Below are 16,787 nucleotides of genomic sequence, written 5' to 3'. Positions count from 1 at the left end.
AAGTTTTATGGCTAACATCCGAGATGAGAGGAGCCAATAGATGACCATTCTCCAGCAACTCGCCGCCGGGATCGCTTCAGGAACGATCCGCACGATCGATCTCACGCAGACGCTATCGCCTGACACCCCTACCCTCGTCCTTCCACCCGAGTTCAATCAGTGCGCGGGTTTCAGCAAAGAAGAGATCTCGCGCTACGACGAGCGTGGTGTCGCCTGGTATTGGAACAATTTCACCGTCAGCGAGCATACTGGCACCCATTTCGACGCTCCGGTCCACTGGGCATCGGGCAAAGACCTTCCGAATAATTCGACCAATACGATCCCCCCCGCGGATTTCTTGGCGTCGGCGGTCGTAATCGACATCTCGCAGCAGTCCGCCGCCGATCCTGATTACCTGCTGACCGTAGCGGATATAGAGGCTTGGGAAGAAGCCCACGGCGCCATCCCGCCCCGCAGTTGGGTCCTGTTACGGACCGATTGGTCGAAACGAGAGGGCGAAGCCTACGCCAACCGGCACGAAGACGGTGCACATACGCCCGGACCCACGACCGAGGCAGTTCGCTTTCTTCTGGAGCATCGAGACATTCACGGCTTGGGTGTGGAGACAATCGGCACCGATGCCGGGCAGGCTCATCTGCTGGACCCGGCCTATCCCGCACACACGCTGATCCATGGCGCGGGGCGCTACGGATTGCAGTGCCTTGAAAACCTCGATCTGCTTCCAGCGACCGGCAGCATGATCTTGGCAGCGCCGCTCAAGATCGAAGACGGTTCAGGCAGCCCGCTACGCGTCCTGGCGCTGGTGGCCGACTAGACGCATGGCGGAACGCTCTTTCAAGGCAGAAATCGAACGGCTGAAGCTCGGCGAGGGAGAAACCTTCCATGGTGAAGGCATTCTCGCCGTTACCAAAGCTCTGTTGGAAAGTGGCGTCGCCTATGTGGGCGGATACCAGGGTTCGCCGATCAGCCATCTGATGGATGTGTTCTCCGACGCCAGCGAGCTTATGTCCGACCTGGGCGTCCATTTCGAAAGTTCGGCCAGCGAGGCCACTGCCGCCGCCATGCTCGCTGCTTCGGTCAATTACCCGCTGCGTGGCGCTGTGGCCTGGAAATCCGTGGTGGGGACGAATGTCGCGTCCGATGCGCTGTCGAATGTCGCATCCGGCGGAGTCACAGGCGGCGCCCTGATCATCCTCGGCGAAGACTATGGCGAAGGCTCCTCGATCATGCAGGAACGCACGCATGCCTTCGCGATGAAATCACAAATGTGGCTGCTTGACCCGCGCCCCAGCCTGCCGGTGATCGTCGACATGGTGCAAAAGGGCTTCGAACTGTCCGAGGCATCGAACACGCCGGTTATGCTGGAACTGCGTGTCCGAGCCTGCCACGTCACCGGAAGCTTCACCGCGCGCGACAATTGCCGTCCGCCGCTGACCGTGGCCGAAGCAGCGGCCGAGCCTTCGCGCGATGTCGACCGGATCGTCTTGCCACCGGCTAACTTTCTGCACGAAATAGAGAAAATTGACAAACGCTGGCCGTCTGGGGTGGACTTTATCCGGCGGAACACCCTGAACGAACACTTCGGCCCTGAAGAAGATGAGATCGGCATCATCGTTCAGGGCGGCATATTCAACTCGCTTAATCGCGCGCTCGAACTGCTCGATCTGTCGGATGCTTATGGCAAGGCGTCACTACCGATCTATGTTCTCAACGTCACATATCCGCTGATCCCCGACGAAGTACGCGACTTCTGCGCCCACAAACGGGCTGTGCTTGTGGTGGAGGAAGGTCAGCCCGAATTCATCGAACACGAACTGAATACGCTAATCCGTCGCGCCGGTCTCGATACGATGGTATGCGGCAAAGACGTTCTGCCGCGAGCCGGTGAATATACTGCCGATGCTATTCGGGACGGAGTTTCGGAATTCCTGCGCGAATACGCACCACGCCGCGCGCCGAAGCCAAAACCTGCGCCGCCCCCGGCGCTAACGCCTGCCACCGTCCCGCCCCGACCGGCAGGCTTCTGCACTGGTTGTCCTGAGCGACCGATCTTTTCGGCCATGAAACTGGTCCAGAAAGAGATCGGCGAGCTTCACGTATCGGCCGATATCGGGTGTCATCTGTTTTCCATCCTGCCGCCGTTTCACATTGGGAACACCACGATGGGGTACGGTCTCGGCACCGCAGGCGCTTCGGCTTTCAAGCCCGAGGGCAAACGCGCCGTGGCGATCATGGGGGACGGCGGCTTCTGGCATAACGGGCTGACGTCCGGGATCGGGAATGCGGTATTCAACCAGGACGACAATCTGACGATAATCGTCGACAATGGTTATTCGGCGGCAACGGGCGGGCAGGATATCCCGTCATCGCGCGCCAAGCCGCCCCATCGCAAGACCAACAACCCCATCGAACGCGCGGTGCGCGGAGTCGGGATCACCTGGGCGCAGACGCGCACCCGGACCTATGATGTCGCCGGTATGCGCGACGCCATTCGCGATGCACTCACCTCGCGTGAAAAGGGGCCGAAAGTTCTGATTGCACAATCCGAATGCCAGCTAAACCGACAGCGCCGGCTCAAGCCGCAGATCGCCCGTGCTCTAAAGAACGGCCAGCGGGTGGTGCGCGAACGCTTCGGCGTGGACCCTGACACATGCACCGGCGATCACAGCTGCATCCGGCTGTCGGGATGCCCCTCGCTCTCGATCCGTGCGAACCCCGACCCCTTGCGGCAAGACCCGGTGGCGCATGTGGAGAACAGTTGCGTGGGTTGCGGCGTGTGCGGCGAGGTGAGCCATGCCGCCATCCTGTGTCCGTCCTTTTATAAGGCACAAATCATCACCAATCCTAACCGGGGCGACCGTATCCGCCAGCGGATACGGCAATGGGTGATCGGCGCACTTCAGCGGCGCGACGAACGCATGCTGGCGGCGAGGGCTTTCTGATGAAACAAAGAAAGAGAATCACCATTGCCGTCCTGGGCCTGGGCGGACAGGGCGGGGGCGTACTGGCCAACTGGATCGTACAACTGGGCGAGATGTGTGGCTACATCGCACAAGGAACCTCGGTGCCCGGTGTGGCTCAGCGCACAGGCGCCACCGTCTATTACGTAGAAATGATTCCCGCCGAGGAAACGCGGACCCCTGTTCTGGCTCTGATGCCGGTCCCAGGCGATGTAGACATCGTCGTCGCTTCGGAACTGATGGAGGCGGGCCGCGCGATCCTTCGCGGCTTCGTAACCACAGACACGCTGCTCATCGGATCGACCCACCGTGTCTACGCGATCAGCGAAAAGACCGCGATGGGCGATGGGCGCGCCAGCAGCGAGCGCATTCTCGCTGCAGCAAAGGAACGCGCGAGGCGCTTCATCGGCTTCGACATGGAAGCCACCGCACAGGCAAACAGCTGCGTGATCAGCTCCATCATGTTCGGCGCTCTTGCTGGGAGCGGCGGCCTGCCCTTCCCGCGCCAAGCGTTCGAGACAGCGATCCGTGACGGAGGGAAAGCCATTGATGCCAATCTGCGCGGTTTCGCCGCGGGGTTCGATGCGGCGGAGGGCACGTCCAGCGCAGCCAATGTATTCAAGGCGGATCGCCCGGAACCCACCAGCAAGGCCGGTCGCGCATTAGCAAAGCGGGTGGAGCAGCGTCTTCCCGTCGAAGCGCATGCTTTCGCGCTGGAAGGCGTCAGGCGCCTGATTGAGTATCAGGATCGTGCCTATGCCGAGCTGTATCTCGATCGACTGGAGGCCTTGGTCGGTACGGGTGCCTTGCTGGCGGAGGCCGCGCGTCACCTGGCGCTATGGATGTCTTACGAGGATACGATCCGGGTCGCTGCGCTCAAAATCCGTCGCACACGCTTCGCGCGGGTGTGGGAAGAAGTTAAGGCGGAAGATGGCCAGATCGTCGAGCTGACCGAGTATCTCCACCCCCGGCTTGAAGAAATCTGCGAGACACTGCCATCGTCGATCGGTTGTCGGCTCCTTGCAAGTACGCGAGCGAAGCGCTTTTTCGAACCATTGTTTGCGAAGGGCCGTCACGTCGAGACGACCCGTTTGCCCTGGTTCCTTGCACTATATGCGCTGGCTGGCTGGCGGCGCTGGCGGCGCGGAACATTGCGCTACGGGATCGAACAGGCGCGGATCGAGGAATGGTTGGCCCTGGTGCGCTCAGCCGAACCCGCCAGCGCGCTGGAGCTGGTCAAATGCCAGCGCCTGATCAAAGGCTATGGCGACACGTTCGAGCGCGGCCTGCGCAATTTCGGTCTGGTGATTGACCGCTACCGCCAGGGAGGGATCGATGCCGCCGCAATTGCGCGCCTGCGCGAAGCTGCGTTGGCCGATGAAGATGGGAAAGCCTTGGCGACCGCCCTCGCCGCCTGACATCTTCACATTCCAGGCTCTTCTCCTGCGGAGGCTATCCACGCTTCGACCTGCGCCTCCAGCAGTGTCATCGGCAACTGGCCTTGCGCCAGGACAAGGTCGTGAAACGCGCGAATATCGAAACGGTCGCCCAGCGCCTGTTCGGCTTGCTCGCGCAACGCGACGATCTTCAACTCGCCGACCTTATATGCCACCGCCCCGGCCGGTGCACCGATGTAGCGCGCCAGTTCGGTATCGATATTGACATCCGCCAATGCGGTATTTTCCTCGAAACACTTGCGCGCCCGCGCATAATCCCAGCCCATCACGTGAATGCCCGTGTCTACGACCATGCGGCAGGCCCGCCACATCTCGGTCGATAGGCTGCCGAACTTCTCATAAGCATCGCGATAGACGCCCATTTCATGCCCCAGCCGCTCGGCGTAGAGCGCCCATCCCTCGCGGAAGGCTAGCAGATCGCGCGCCCGACGAAAGCTGGGCAAGGCCTTGTTCTCTTGATTGAGGGCACCGTGCGTATGGTGCCCGGGCGCGGCTTCGTGCAGGCTGAGCGCAGGCACCTCGTATAAAGGGCGCTGATCGAGATGCGACGTGTTGACGATGAAAGTACCGGCAATACCTTTCTCCATATCGCCCCCACCACCGCCGCGCGCTGTCGTGTAATACTCTTCCAGTTCCGCGGGGACGGGGACAATTGTGAACGGCTGGCGCGGCAGGTGGGAAAAGTATCGCGGCAGCGCCCCATCGATCCGTTTCGCTGCGGCGGCGTATTTTTCGATCAGCTCCTCACGGCTGGTCGCGTAGAATCGGGGGTCGGTGCGCAGGAAATGCAACCACTCGGCAAAATCCCCGTCGAACCCGGTAGAGGCGATTACGGCGTCCATCTCGGCACGAATACGACGCACCTCGGAAAGGCCCATCGCATGGATTTGCTCAGCCGAAAGATCGGTCGTGGTATAGTAGCGGAGCAAGAAATCATAATATTCCCGCCCGCCGGGCACCGCTGATATGCCAAGCTCCTGTCTCGCAGCGTCCCGATACGCGCCGTCGATGTAATCCAGCATCGCCTGCTGGGCCGGCCGGATCTCCTTTTCAACCAGACCACGCGCCTGCGCTGCCATAGCAGGAAAGCGCTCTAGTGCTGCCGCCATGGGATCATCTGCAGGCGATCGCGCCATCTGCTTGCGCAGGATCGCCACGGCAATATCAACCACGATCGCAGGATGCGTCCAACCGGTCGCCACGCCGCGTTCCAGGTTCGCCCGCTGTTCGACGAGATACCGGGGTATTCCGCGCATACGTGTCAACCAGGCCTTGGCTTCCTCAGCATTGTGGGGATTGAGCTTGCGCGCGGCGGCGTAAGGAGTGTTGTAGAATCCTTCATGCGCAACGAAAGCGAACCGGCGCTCGTCGAAATCTATCCCTTCGATCCGCCATCCGATCAGCGCGCGAAGATGATCGCGGTTGATCCGATCTTCCTGTCCCAGCGCAGGGTCGGCTAGGCCGTCCAGAGCTTCGGCCAAACGCTGCAATTCGGCCCTTCTCCATGCCATGTCTTCGGGCGTTTCCGCAGGCCATCCTTCGCGCGAGGATGTCGGATCGGATCGACCCGCTTCCATCGGATATTCGGCTGCGAAGGTCTCGTACCGCTCAATGACAGCAGAAAGATCGGGCGCGCGCGCCGCCACTATGAACAGCGCGGCAGCGCAGACCGCGGCCAAACGGGGCAACCGGGCGACCCGCGACGAAGAAGGAGAGGGCATATCGCTTATCCTTTGATGTCAGACTTGGGTGAAGACCTCGGCAGCAGAAAGGCTCTAGACGCATTGCGCTGGAATTTGGTTCGGCCTAATTGCCCCTCATGGACGCCTTTCGATCCGGAAATCCGCGCACCCCTGCATTCCAGGTCAAGCGGTATCCATTCTACCTGCTCACGAGGCTGATCAGCCGCTACAACACGATTATCGACGCCCGGCTGCGGGCAATCGACCTCGATATCCCGAGTTGGCGCGTACTGATGATCTTGGGCGAGAAATCGCCTCGCAGCGCGCGCGATCTCGCCGATACGGCGGTGATCAATCTTTCGACAATGACCCGCATCATGCAACGGATGATTACGGCGGGTCTCATCACCAAGACCCAGAGCGAGACGGATGCCCGGGTTTCGATGGTTGCGCTCGCGCCGGAAGGCGAAGAGCGGCTGGCAACGGCGCGGCAGGTGACTGCCCCGATATACGAGCATCTTGTCGAGGGACTGACCGCCGACGAATTCGAACAGCTCGTTGCGCTGCTTAACCGACTTCACGACAACCTGGAACCTCTGGCCATCTGACAGCACTCCCCGCTCAGTCCGATATGTAAGCTAGCGACATGAGAAGCTTGGGCAGTAATGCGGCGATCGCGTGGAAGCGAATGGGTTCGGGGCGGCTTGGCGGGACCGACAATGCCTCCCGATCGCCAGTGGCGAGCATTTCCGCCACTTCCGCCCCCAGGGCGGTATTCGTCGCGATACCCCGACCGTTACAGGCCTGGATCGCAATCGCTTCGTCTCCCAAGTCATAGACTTCGGGCAGCAGAGACGCATTGACCCAGGCCAGACCCCGCCAGAGATGGGAGATCTCTGGGTCCGGTAGCGCCGCAAAGTTCTGCCGCAAGCGCCGCTCGGCCTCGCGACACTGAGCACGTTCGCTCCGCACGAATAATGTCGTCGGATAGCCGGAAATCAAGTGTCCGAGACCATCGGTACGCGCGGTGAACAGATAGGGGCGCTTGTCCGTAAACGCACCGCCTTCGGGAAGCGTCGCCTGCCGTTCCTGCGGGGACAGTGGCGCGGTCGCGAACTGGACGACGTGAAGCGGCAGGCTCGTGCGTGCCATGGCCGGATGCAACGCCGCGTTCCCGCCGTTTGCGGCAAGGACAAGCCGCCGGGACCGTATCGTCCCCTCTCGCGTGCGACAGACCCAGGTTCCACCACGCCTTTGCAGTGAAATGACGCGGCTATCGGCAAAAACCCTGGCTCCGCCATCAAGCGCGGCTCTGACAATACCGCGCACATAGCCGAGCGGGTTGAGGCTGCCGCCCGCTGCAAAACGCAACGCGCCCGAATATCGCTGGCTTCCAAACAGGCGTTCGCTTGCTGCCGCTTCCACAAACTCGACATCATAACCCAATGCCCGCCACTGATCGGCATAAGTTCTCTGGTTCTTCGCCATGGCCGCCGTGTGGGCGGGCGTGTAAAACCCGTCCTGCCGGGGGTCGCAGTCGATCCCGTGCTTTTCGATCAAATCGAAAACGAAACCGGCCGAATCTCCGATCATTCTGGTCAGGCGCGCGCCGGCTTCGGCACCCAATGTGTCGCAGATCGTGTTAGGCGAATGGCGGATATAGTCGGGGGCGACCAGCCCACCGCTTTGCCCGGTTGCCCCTCCACCCGGCTGATCGCCTTCGACCAGCGCTACCTCAACTCCGCGTTCAGCAAGATGCAGCGCTGTCGTAGCTCCTGCAATCCCGCCACCGATGACAAGGACATCTGTTTCGGACTGACCACGCAATGGCGCCAACAGAGGCCCCGGAGCCGCAGTGGCGAACCACAACGGCCGATCGGCTGCAGCACTGCTGCGCCTGTTCGCGATAGCGGCTGGGGGCACTCTATCGCTTGCCTTCGCACGAGATATGCGTCCGCCGGGAAGACCGCATCTCCCGTCGCTGCCCGATGGCGGGTACCACTTCATCACTGTGACTTTCCTGCTCGCCCGTCGAACGGGCTTTTATCTTATTTTGTCGGTCAATTTGCTGCACTGCCAAGAAAGGTACTGGACCGTTTCAATCTCCGCGCGGTGGCGACGAAGATAAGAACGAAACAGAGTGCAACGGGTGTATTCATAATCATTGGCAGAGACATTTCATTGTTTCCAACAATCGATACGGCAATGAAAATTGCCGTTCCTTCCTGTCGCATGAGATGCTCAATACCGATGGCGGTATTTTCTCTACGTGAGAGGCCGGCAAATCGCACGATGGCCATAACCACGAGCACAACGGCCAGATTGATCGCTACCGTTATCCAAAACAGCGCGCCCAGGTTCTTACGGAGGACGGGGAGCTGATCGAACAGGATCAGGCCGAAGGACCCGAACAGCACGATCGTAGCCGTATTTTTCACATAGGGCTTGAGCCGCAGCGCGAGCTGCGGTCGCCAGGCACGCACTGCAAAGCCGACCGCCACCGGCAGCAGGGTGATCGAGAAGATGTCCCAGAAAAACTGGCCGAGCGGAATGTTAACCTCCGCATCGAGGCCCATGAAATGCAACAGCGCAAAGTGCGCATAGAACGGTACCACCATGATATAGATCATGCTGATGACCAGAGTCATCGACATCGATAGGGCCAGATCGCCCTTCGCCATATCGGTGAAGAGATTGGACAGCATCCCTCCCGGCGTCGTCGCAAGCAGGACGAAGCCAACGGCCAGCGCCGGTGAGGGCGCCACGGTGAGCGCCATGGTCACGCCAATCAGCGGCGGCACCACCAGCATGGAACAGACGCCCAAGACAAGAGCACGCTTGTTGCGAAAAACCTGCCTGAAGTCGTTCGCAGTCAGCGAAAGTCCCATGGAAACCATAATGGCGACCAAAGACCCCGGCAGGAACCAATCGCCCAGTAGCGCCATTACATCATCATACGCCATGCGCGCTCCTCAGGCTGCTTCGAAGGAGAGCGTGCAGGCACCGTTGTGACGGATCGTGCGGCAATCGGCCTGCGCTTTCGCCAGGTCCTCGTCCAATATCCGCGCGCAGACATTAGCCTGTATGCAGCCAAACGGCATCATCAAGCGCCCCCCGGCACCGTAGAACAGGCCGACGTCGTAGAAATCTCCAGGCGGCAGCCCTTTGGTGCTTCCTGCAGCAAGATACGCCAGGACGATATCGCCCGCCTCGGGGTGGGAGGTGGCGTTCTCAGGCGGTACGACGGGGCGCTCCATAGTGCCGGGCAGAACACCTGCCGGCATCGGAACGGAAATCTCCGGCCCGGTCCAGATGGCATGTAGCGCCTCGAAGCTGGCTTGACGCTCTGCCAGTTCCCACAAGAACCGTGCCGACACCGGCGCCACCTCGTACAGGAGCTGGCACCGCGCCGAAAGGCCGGATTCCGGTTCAACCAATCGAATGATCTGCATGATGCCCCTCAATCCGCCCCGGTGGCTGCAAAATACTCTTCCTTCTGCAGCGCGATCGGGACATTTCCGTTCAGCCACAGGAAGTCGTGGAATCGTTTCAGATCGAAAGCATCGCCTTCCCGTACACGCGCTTCGGCGAGGAACTCGGCGGTCTGCATCTTACCGATCTGATAGCTAATTGCCTGCCCCGGCGCGGCGGCGAAAAAGACCGCCTCATGCTCCGCCGTGGTACGATCCATCGGCACCATGGCTTCGAGATAGTCTGCGGCCTCGGCAATGGTGAACTCGCCTAGTGCCAGCTTGACGTCGACCTCAACTCTCAACGCCCGTGCACGTGCGAAATTGTAGATGATCTCACGCGATTTGGGGGCATCGGCCCAAAGACCCGCCTGCAGCATCATCTCTTCGGCATAGAATCCCGTGCCCTCGTTTGCGCCGCTGTCATAGTAATGACGCCGCAATGGATTGGGATGTTTCCATCCCAGTGTGAGCTGGAAAAAGTGACCGGGCACCCCTTCGTGCACAATGATCGGTCTGGGATCTCGAGTAATCGACAGGTTGAAATAGCCAAGGTCAGGTGACGGGTCGGGCAGGTAAACGGTGGCGTTCTGCCCGACCCGACCCTGGCTGGTCAGATCGAAAGTCCTGCCCATCCAACCGATTGGAGCCAGATAGGCCGGAAATGGCTGTGCATTGTAATGGCCCGCCCAATCGGGAACTGTCAGCAGTCCGCGTTCGCGCAGGAAACGGCGAATGCCCAGTTCGTCGGCATTCAACTGCGCGGTGACGGCGTCTATCGAACTGCCGATCGGGAGTTCGGCCACGCCCGCGTTACGATTACGCTCCAATTCCTCGAAAAGCACCGAACGGGCCCATTCCTGCCGCCCCATGACGAGCAGCTCTTCCGCCGAAAAGGGATAGAGCGCCACCTCGCTCAGAAAAAACCGATAACTCTCCTCACCCACGGCGGTGCTGTCGGGCAGGCGGTCCCGATTGTTTTTGAGAAACTCACCAAACTGCGCGGCCGCGGCAATGGCGTTTTCGACCGATGCGGTCAGAGCTCTTCGCTGCTCCGGCGTGGCATGGGGTTCCAGCCCCGCCATCATACCGCGCAAACTGCGCGGGACCACACCGAGTTGCGTCAGTGCGACGTCGACGAACGGGTCCCGCATATCGTCGAGATTGTGCCGGGCGGCAGCAAACACCGCCGGCGCGTTTTCCAGCAAGCGCACGACCCGCTCGATGCGCTCCTTTTCGACCGGGGGGGGAGGCAAAAGCACTTCGAATATCGGCGTGAAGGCTTGCGCGATATAGAAGTGCGGCTGCCGCCGCCATGCCGCGACATGATCCAATTCCCAGCGGACTCGTGCGAGGGCCGAACCGACGAGCCTGTAGTCAACCGAATGGCTGACATTTCTGGGTTCATCCGCGAGGCGGGTCCAGCGTGCCTCAAACTGGCGCAATACATCCCTCTGCCGAGCAACGGCTTGTGGCGACCAATCGGGAACCCAGCCACTGGGGCGTTCGATGCGGGGTATGTCATCGCTCGTGGTCGGCTGCGTGGTTGCGCGCCATGCCCAGAATTCAGCTCCCAGCTCCTGCACCGCCGGCTCCGTTGCGGTCGCTGGCGCGGCCAGTAATGCGGCCCCTGCTGCGGCAAGGCTAATCAATGCACGCAGCATGCTATTTCCTGTTCTTCACGTTGCGGTCGAAAAAATCGATCATTTTGCGAAACGAGAACCGGGTCTGAGGCAGGCTTTCAAGATCCCAGCCGTGATGGGCGCCCGGCAAGGTCACCAATTCGAACATCTGCTCCCGTTCGATCATTCCTTCGGCCAGCGCGATCGTGTCGGAATAAAGCACCACCGGATCGCGCGAACCGTGAATAATCATCAGCGGATCTTCGATACCTTCGGCGTGATAGAGAGGCGACTGTGCCTCGTAGCGCGCAGGCATGTCGTCACCCTCAGGCGGCCCCATGATCCACATCTGCGAGGGGTAGGCATGCCAGACATTGGTGGCCGGCGCTCCTGCGATGCCCGCAGCATATACATCCGGCTTCTTGGCCAGCGACATGATGGTCATCAGGCCGCCGTAGCTGGACCCCCAAATCCCGACACGGTCTGGGTCGGCGTGGCCTTGCGCGATCAGATATCGCACACCGCTTTCCAGATCGTCGATGTCGGTTCCACCGTAGCTGTGCAGCTGGGTCTGATTGTGTTCACGCCCCTGCCCCCATGATCCACGGACATTTACGCTGATTATCAGGTAGCCCTGTCCTACCAGATACTGGTCCAGTCCCCAGGTCGGATGCGACCGCCGACCGCCCCATTGATTGCGCACGGCATCCGAATAAACCGACCCAACGATTACCGGATAGCGCCGCGTCGGGTCGAAATTGGCCGGCACGCTGAGACGGGCGACCAGATTCATGCCGTCCACATGGCTTGGAAATTCGACGTACCGTGTATCCGCCCATGTCTGGTCGTAGAATTCCGGTTGTGGCGAACGGGTGACTCTTGTCGCCTCTCGCGGTCTGTCCGTATCGATCACGAACAGTTCGGGCGGCATCGTATCGCTGCTGTACCAGTCAGCGATGTGGCTGAAATCGGGCGAGTAGACCGGTTGGTGAGTTCCAGACGCACTCCCTGAAACACGCTCCACCTCGCCACCAGCGGCAGGCACGCGATAGATTTGGCGATCGGCCAGGTGCGATTTGTTCGCGGTGAAGTAGAGCGAATTTGTCGTGCTATCGACCGCAAAGGATTCGATCTCCCAATCGCCTTGGGTAATCTGGCGCGGCTGTTCACCGGCATTGCGCTGATGATAGAGCTGCAACCAGCCATCGCGGTCGGTCAAAATGATCAAACCTTCGTCGTCCGGTGCCCAGTCGACTTGCCAATCGGGTCGCAGATGGCGGGGGTCATCAAGCTGATAGAATGTTTCGCGGGCCCCGCTTCCCACATCGTAAAGATAAATCGTGTGTTCTTTGGCCTCGAGGTCCGAACCGCTGATGAAGAGTCGCTTGCCATCGCCCGACAGACCGTAACCCCATATGTGATGCTTGGGATCGGGCCGATCGAAATACCGAATCTCGTTCGAAGCCAACGAGACCAAGCCTATGCGCGCGCGCGTTGTTTCATCGCCCGGGAAAGCCCGGATCACACGGTTGTTCTGCAACTCGCCATCGGCATAAAAATAGATGTCACGCTCGGGCATTGCGCGATCGTCGGAATGATTAAATACGATAGACCCACTATTGTCCGCCCACTCGTAATCCTGAACGTATATCTTGGGATCATCACTACCAACCAGACGCCGGGCGGAACTCTCCCTTCTATCCTCCGTTGCGCGAATCCACAGTTCCCCGCCCAGAGTGACACGATTGCGGATATCCACCGGGCTACCCGAAACAAAAGCAAGCCATTTTCCGTCGGGCGATACAGTGAGGCCGCGTACCGCCTGCTTGTCGGTTTCGAGCGGGGAAACCGACCCGTCGGGTTCGCGAATATGGAGTTTTCCGTCGAGAGTGAGGGCCACCCGCCTGTCACCCAGCATCACGGCTTGGGAAATGCCCGGTCGTTCCGCGTGAGGATCGCTATCTTGCCCCAGAAAGGTCAACCGGGTTTTTTCCCCGGTCCGCACCGAATAGGTCCAGACATCGCGAAAGCTGTAACCTTGATCATTCCACAGAAAGAGAACAGTGTCGCTGTCGCGCGACCAACTGTAACCTTCAGGCGTCGTGCCGATCAGGCTCTGATAGCGATAGAGTTCGCCGATCGACAGAGTCGTTCCAGCGACTTCCGCAGTATCGCCCGGCACCGCCTGCTGGCTAGACATTTCATTGCCAGCCACAGCAGCTGTAGCCAGAAACAGCGTCACCGCCGTTCCGAACGCCCGGATCAATCCAAACCTGCCCATCTGCGGAAACTCCCCTCCTGCACTTCAGACCACGTAAACACCCGACCGCACCGACGCCTCGTCGGCGCGGTCGGGTACCATCACTCAGAAGTCCGCCCTGAATCCGATCGTAAATCGGCGCCCGATAGCGTCGTAGGTTTCACGTTCGTAGAGATAGAACGGCGGGTCCTCGTCCAGCACGTTATCGATCCCTGCGAAGAAGGTGAAATTATCGACGACGTCGTAATAGGCACTCAGATCGAAATAATGCACGTCGCCGGTTTCAGGTACGGCCAAGGCTGGCGGTTGGGCGCCAGACGCTTTCGCGCCAGCGATCCGCCCGTCCGTGGCCGAGCCGATGAACCGGTGCCGCAACGAAAGTTGCAACCTGTCTGCCTCCCAAGTTAGCCGCTGGGTAAAGCGCCACTTCGGGCTGGCCGTTCCGCAGCTTCCGCCACGAATATAGCCAGCGCAGTTTACCGGGTTCACAATGGGGCTGCCCTGCGAAATATTGTCGATGAGGTACGTACCGGCAATATAGTAGTTCAACGACGAAGCAGCGAGATCGTGGCGATAGTCCAGACGGTAGTCGACGCCGCGCGCCTCCATTTTTGCGATATTGGCGTTGAGCAGCGGTACGTCATAAAGCTGACCGTCGGGGGTGCGGTTGCGCAGAGGGACGCAAAACACATTCTCGAGCGACATGTCGGCATTGCAGGCGGTAATCACGGACTGGAGACCGCCACCGAAAGAGCCGATCGCATCCTCGATCTTGATATTGTAATAGTCGACTGTGAGCTGAAGGCCGGGAAGGAAATCGGGGCGTATCACCGCACCGACCGACCACGTGTCGGAGGTTTCTTCCTGCAGGTTGGGATTACCGCCCGTAACCGCGCGGATCTGCTGGTTTTCCTGCTGAAAAACATCGATCACTCCGCCCGGAACACCCAGCGCATTGACGCAGAAGTCCCGCTCGGCAGCGGTACGTTCGGGGGTAGCGTTGCAGAAGTCGACCGCCTGAGGAGCGGTGTTGGTCGCACCCGAAAAGAGCTCCACCACATTCGGCGCACGCACCGCCCGCTGATAAAGCCCGCGGAATTTCAGGCCGTCGAACGGCGAGTACTCTCCGCCAAGCTTGTACGACCAGACCGAACCGGCCGTCGAATAATCCGAGAAACGCACCCCGCCTTCGAACGCCAGCAGCCGTATGCCAGGCATGTCAGCCAGGATCGGAACATAAAGCTCGCCATATCCTTCGACCACATCGAACGAACCCGCCGTGGGGCTCAGCCCTGCGGACCGCGAGAGCGCCTTGCCCATGACATAGAGCTGATCGGGATCGAAGGACGAGCTTTCCTTGCGATACTCCGTCCCGAGCGAGATACCGACATCGCCAGCCGGTAGTGTAAACAGCGTTCCAGTAAGGCTGGCCCCGACCTGCTTCTGCTTGATCGTGGTGATATTGGTCAGATCAGTGTAAATGTAGTCGATCATTTCCGGCGTCATTGAGTAGAGACCGAAAGGATTGAGAACGACGCACGCTGGATCATCCGTGGCACAGCTAAAGGGGTCGTTGGGATCGGTGAGGAAGCCGTTCGCAAAATTGTCGACAAGGACACCGCCGCCCTGCACGTCAGTGACCTTCGTTTGCCCCTGGTTAAAGAATACCTCCCACGAAAGCCTGTCGGTCAACTCGCCCTTGAGCCCGACAACGAAACGCCAGAAGTCACGCGTCTGGTCGCTGGTGCGCGAACCACCGTCGAGAAGGCGGCGATTGATATTGACCGGGACGAGGCTGTCCCCATCATCATCCATATTGTCGCTGAGGAATTCACGCAGCGTTGGATCGAGGTAGGGATTGCGCAAGTCGAGCTGGAAACCGGGGATGAAGCCCGAACTGCTCATGGGGACAGCGCCTAGCGTGGAATTAATCTTGCTGTGGACATACGACCCCTCCCAGAACGCCGTTACACCATTGGCTACGTCGTAGTGACCCAGAACCGAACCCTGCCAGCGCTCCATGGGCATCTGGAGGTTGGTGTACGGGCGATCGTTGAAGCCATCGCTCGGTCGATAGGCGCGCCAGCCCTCTGGCGCGAAGAAGATGCCGGCAGTCCCGATCGTATTGCCATAGGGATCGGTCAGCCCGACCAGTTCGGGCGAGAAGATCGTACCCTGAGGCGTCACACCATTGCCTGACTCGACCAGTACCGGTTTGCCGTCGATGATCGCATCGGCAAAATAATCCAGCGCGTGATCACGCGCTACGCCCTTGACCTGAGCGCGATTGTAGTAGCTTCCGTGAAACACGATATTACCGCGACCGTCGGCAAAATTGCCACCCGCCGTCATGTCGAAATTGTAGCGCGCGGCATCGCCCTCGTCGCTAATGCCGTACGAACCACCGATCTCAAGGCCTTCGAAGTCGTCCCTCATGACGAAGTTGACCACACCGGCCATAGCGTCCGAACCGTAAACGGCCGACGCGCCGCCGGTGACGACTTCGATCCGCGAAACCAGTGACGGCGGGATCATATTGAGATCGACGACGCCATCCTGCGAGGCCCCCACGATTCGTCGACCGTTCTGAAGGACCAGCGTACGCACGGTGCCAAGTCCGCGAAGATTAACCGTGGCCGACCCATTTCCGGTGTTGGATTGCGCGCCTGCACCGGCAACCGCTTGTGGTAGCGCATTAAGGAGTTGCTCGGTTTCGCTGGTGACGGAGAGCTTGATTTCTTCTTCCCCGATGACGTTGACCGGGCTGTTCGATTCCACATCGGGGCGGGGAATGCGCGAGCCGGTGACAACGATCGACTCTGCTGCGCTCGGCGCCTCTTGTGCCGTCGCCGTGCTGACTACGGCCATCGAGAGAAATAGCGCCGAAGTCCCCTTAAGCGCCGCACCAAAGCCTATAGCGTTCTCACTCACCATTTTGATTACCTCCCTGAGCTTTATCGTTCACCTTCCGGACCCGGGAGCCAACCCTCCGCAGACCATTCTCGTGAAGATTTGCGTGATTTTCAGCATATTTTCGCGTGGCCGTCAATTGCCTTGGTCAGAAATTTGACAATCGCGTCGCTTCGATGACTACGATTGCCAGGCCTTGCGCGTTAGTGGCGGGCCGTATTTCTAATATGAATTTGTAAAAAAAGATAATTTTATTTCTTAGTAGCGCAAGAGTAATCACCTTTTTCGCGGCGGCCAAAGCCATTCTTTCGGGGAGGCGAACCGGATGGGCTTGGGCTACGGACCACCCCATGACCGCTTGACGAATATCGATCCATGGAACATTATGGCAATAATCACATGTTATTAGTTCTAATGTCGGGTGGA

General features: G+C 59.8%; 11 protein-coding genes. 4 read left to right on the top strand and 7 right to left on the bottom strand.

What is annotated here, in order from left to right; translation table 11 throughout:
• The first annotated feature begins 40 nt into the window (after nt 1–40).
• From MUY37_RS02945 to MUY37_RS02935, 3 genes are read left to right on the top strand one after another with little or no spacing between them, the layout of a single operon-like run.
• The gene (locus MUY37_RS02945) at nt 41–814 is read left to right on the top strand and encodes a cyclase family protein (RefSeq protein WP_499193923.1); all 774 of its coding nucleotides are present in this window, start codon (nt 41–43) and stop codon (nt 812–814) included.
• A gap of 4 nt (nt 815–818) precedes the next feature.
• Nucleotides 819–2,942, top strand: a complete 2,124-nt coding sequence (locus MUY37_RS02940) for a thiamine pyrophosphate-dependent enzyme (protein WP_499193922.1) — start codon at nt 819–821, stop codon at nt 2,940–2,942.
• A complete protein-coding gene (locus MUY37_RS02935; protein WP_499193921.1) occupies nt 2,942–4,378 on the top strand; it encodes an indolepyruvate oxidoreductase subunit beta family protein in 1,437 nt (478 codons plus the stop codon). Before MUY37_RS02940 ends, MUY37_RS02935 begins: the two co-directional genes overlap by 1 nt.
• A gap of 5 nt (nt 4,379–4,383) precedes the next feature.
• On the opposite strand, the gene MUY37_RS02930 is transcribed toward MUY37_RS02935, so the two are convergent.
• On the bottom strand, nt 4,384–6,138 hold the full coding sequence (locus tag MUY37_RS02930) for a DUF885 domain-containing protein (RefSeq protein WP_499193920.1): 1,755 nt from the start codon (nt 6,136–6,138) through the stop codon (nt 4,384–4,386).
• Nucleotides 6,139–6,236: 98 nt separating this feature from the next.
• On the opposite strand from MUY37_RS02930, the gene MUY37_RS02925 reads away from it, so the two are divergent.
• Entirely contained in the window at nt 6,237–6,707 is a 471-nt protein-coding gene (locus MUY37_RS02925) for a MarR family winged helix-turn-helix transcriptional regulator (protein WP_499193919.1), read from the top strand.
• A 13-nt stretch (nt 6,708–6,720) separates the two neighbouring features.
• Here MUY37_RS02925 and MUY37_RS02920 read toward each other — a convergent pair whose 3' ends face one another.
• From MUY37_RS02920 to MUY37_RS02895, 6 genes are all read right to left on the bottom strand, one after another.
• Complete coding sequence (locus MUY37_RS02920) at nt 6,721–7,935, bottom strand: NAD(P)/FAD-dependent oxidoreductase (RefSeq protein ID WP_499193918.1); 1,215 nt, start codon at nt 7,933–7,935, stop codon at nt 6,721–6,723.
• A 224-nt stretch (nt 7,936–8,159) separates the two neighbouring features.
• Nucleotides 8,160–9,062 carry a bile acid:sodium symporter family protein gene (locus MUY37_RS02915; protein WP_499193917.1) on the bottom strand — a complete coding sequence of 301 codons (903 nt, stop codon included), beginning with the start codon at nt 9,060–9,062 and terminating at the stop codon, nt 8,160–8,162.
• A gap of 9 nt (nt 9,063–9,071) precedes the next feature.
• Complete coding sequence (locus tag MUY37_RS02910) at nt 9,072–9,551, bottom strand: DUF3830 family protein (RefSeq protein WP_499193916.1); 480 nt, start codon at nt 9,549–9,551, stop codon at nt 9,072–9,074.
• Nucleotides 9,552–9,559: 8 nt separating this feature from the next.
• Complete coding sequence (locus tag MUY37_RS02905; protein WP_499193915.1) at nt 9,560–11,233, bottom strand: DUF885 family protein; 1,674 nt, start codon at nt 11,231–11,233, stop codon at nt 9,560–9,562.
• A 1-nt stretch (nt 11,234) separates the two neighbouring features.
• Entirely contained in the window at nt 11,235–13,472 is a 2,238-nt protein-coding gene (locus MUY37_RS02900) for a S9 family peptidase (RefSeq protein WP_499193914.1), read from the bottom strand.
• Nucleotides 13,473–13,556: 84 nt separating this feature from the next.
• Complete coding sequence (locus tag MUY37_RS02895; RefSeq protein WP_499193913.1) at nt 13,557–16,319, bottom strand: TonB-dependent receptor plug domain-containing protein; 2,763 nt, start codon at nt 16,317–16,319, stop codon at nt 13,557–13,559.
• Nucleotides 16,320–16,787 lie beyond the last annotated feature (468 nt).

Origin of the sequence: Qipengyuania sp. ABI-127-1 (genome assembly GCA_022953095.1) — a bacterium.
GTDB lineage: Bacteria > Pseudomonadota > Alphaproteobacteria > Sphingomonadales > Sphingomonadaceae > Qipengyuania.
Note: the sequence above shows the minus strand (reverse complement) of the source record. Positions and strands in the feature narration are given on the sequence as shown.

Excerpts from the sequence above, each read along its gene's own strand:
- MUY37_RS02940 (WP_499193922.1), top strand. The coding sequence starts at position 819 with ATGGCGGAACGCTCTTTCAAGGCAGAAATCGAACGGCTGAAGCTCGGC.
- MUY37_RS02895 (WP_499193913.1), bottom strand. The coding sequence starts at position 16,319 with ATGGCCGTAGTCAGCACGGCGACGGCACAAGAGGCGCCGAGCGCAGCA.
- MUY37_RS02945 (WP_499193923.1), top strand. The coding sequence starts at position 41 with ATGACCATTCTCCAGCAACTCGCCGCCGGGATCGCTTCAGGAACGATC.
- MUY37_RS02935 (WP_499193921.1), top strand. The coding sequence starts at position 2,942 with ATGAAACAAAGAAAGAGAATCACCATTGCCGTCCTGGGCCTGGGCGGA.
- MUY37_RS02905 (WP_499193915.1), bottom strand. The coding sequence starts at position 11,233 with ATGCTGCGTGCATTGATTAGCCTTGCCGCAGCAGGGGCCGCATTACTG.
- MUY37_RS02900 (WP_499193914.1), bottom strand. The coding sequence starts at position 13,472 with ATGGGCAGGTTTGGATTGATCCGGGCGTTCGGAACGGCGGTGACGCTG.
- MUY37_RS02930 (WP_499193920.1), bottom strand. The coding sequence starts at position 6,138 with ATGCCCTCTCCTTCTTCGTCGCGGGTCGCCCGGTTGCCCCGTTTGGCC.
- MUY37_RS02915 (WP_499193917.1), bottom strand. The coding sequence starts at position 9,062 with ATGGCGTATGATGATGTAATGGCGCTACTGGGCGATTGGTTCCTGCCG.
- MUY37_RS02910 (WP_499193916.1), bottom strand. The coding sequence starts at position 9,551 with ATGCAGATCATTCGATTGGTTGAACCGGAATCCGGCCTTTCGGCGCGG.
- MUY37_RS02925 (WP_499193919.1), top strand. The coding sequence starts at position 6,237 with ATGGACGCCTTTCGATCCGGAAATCCGCGCACCCCTGCATTCCAGGTC.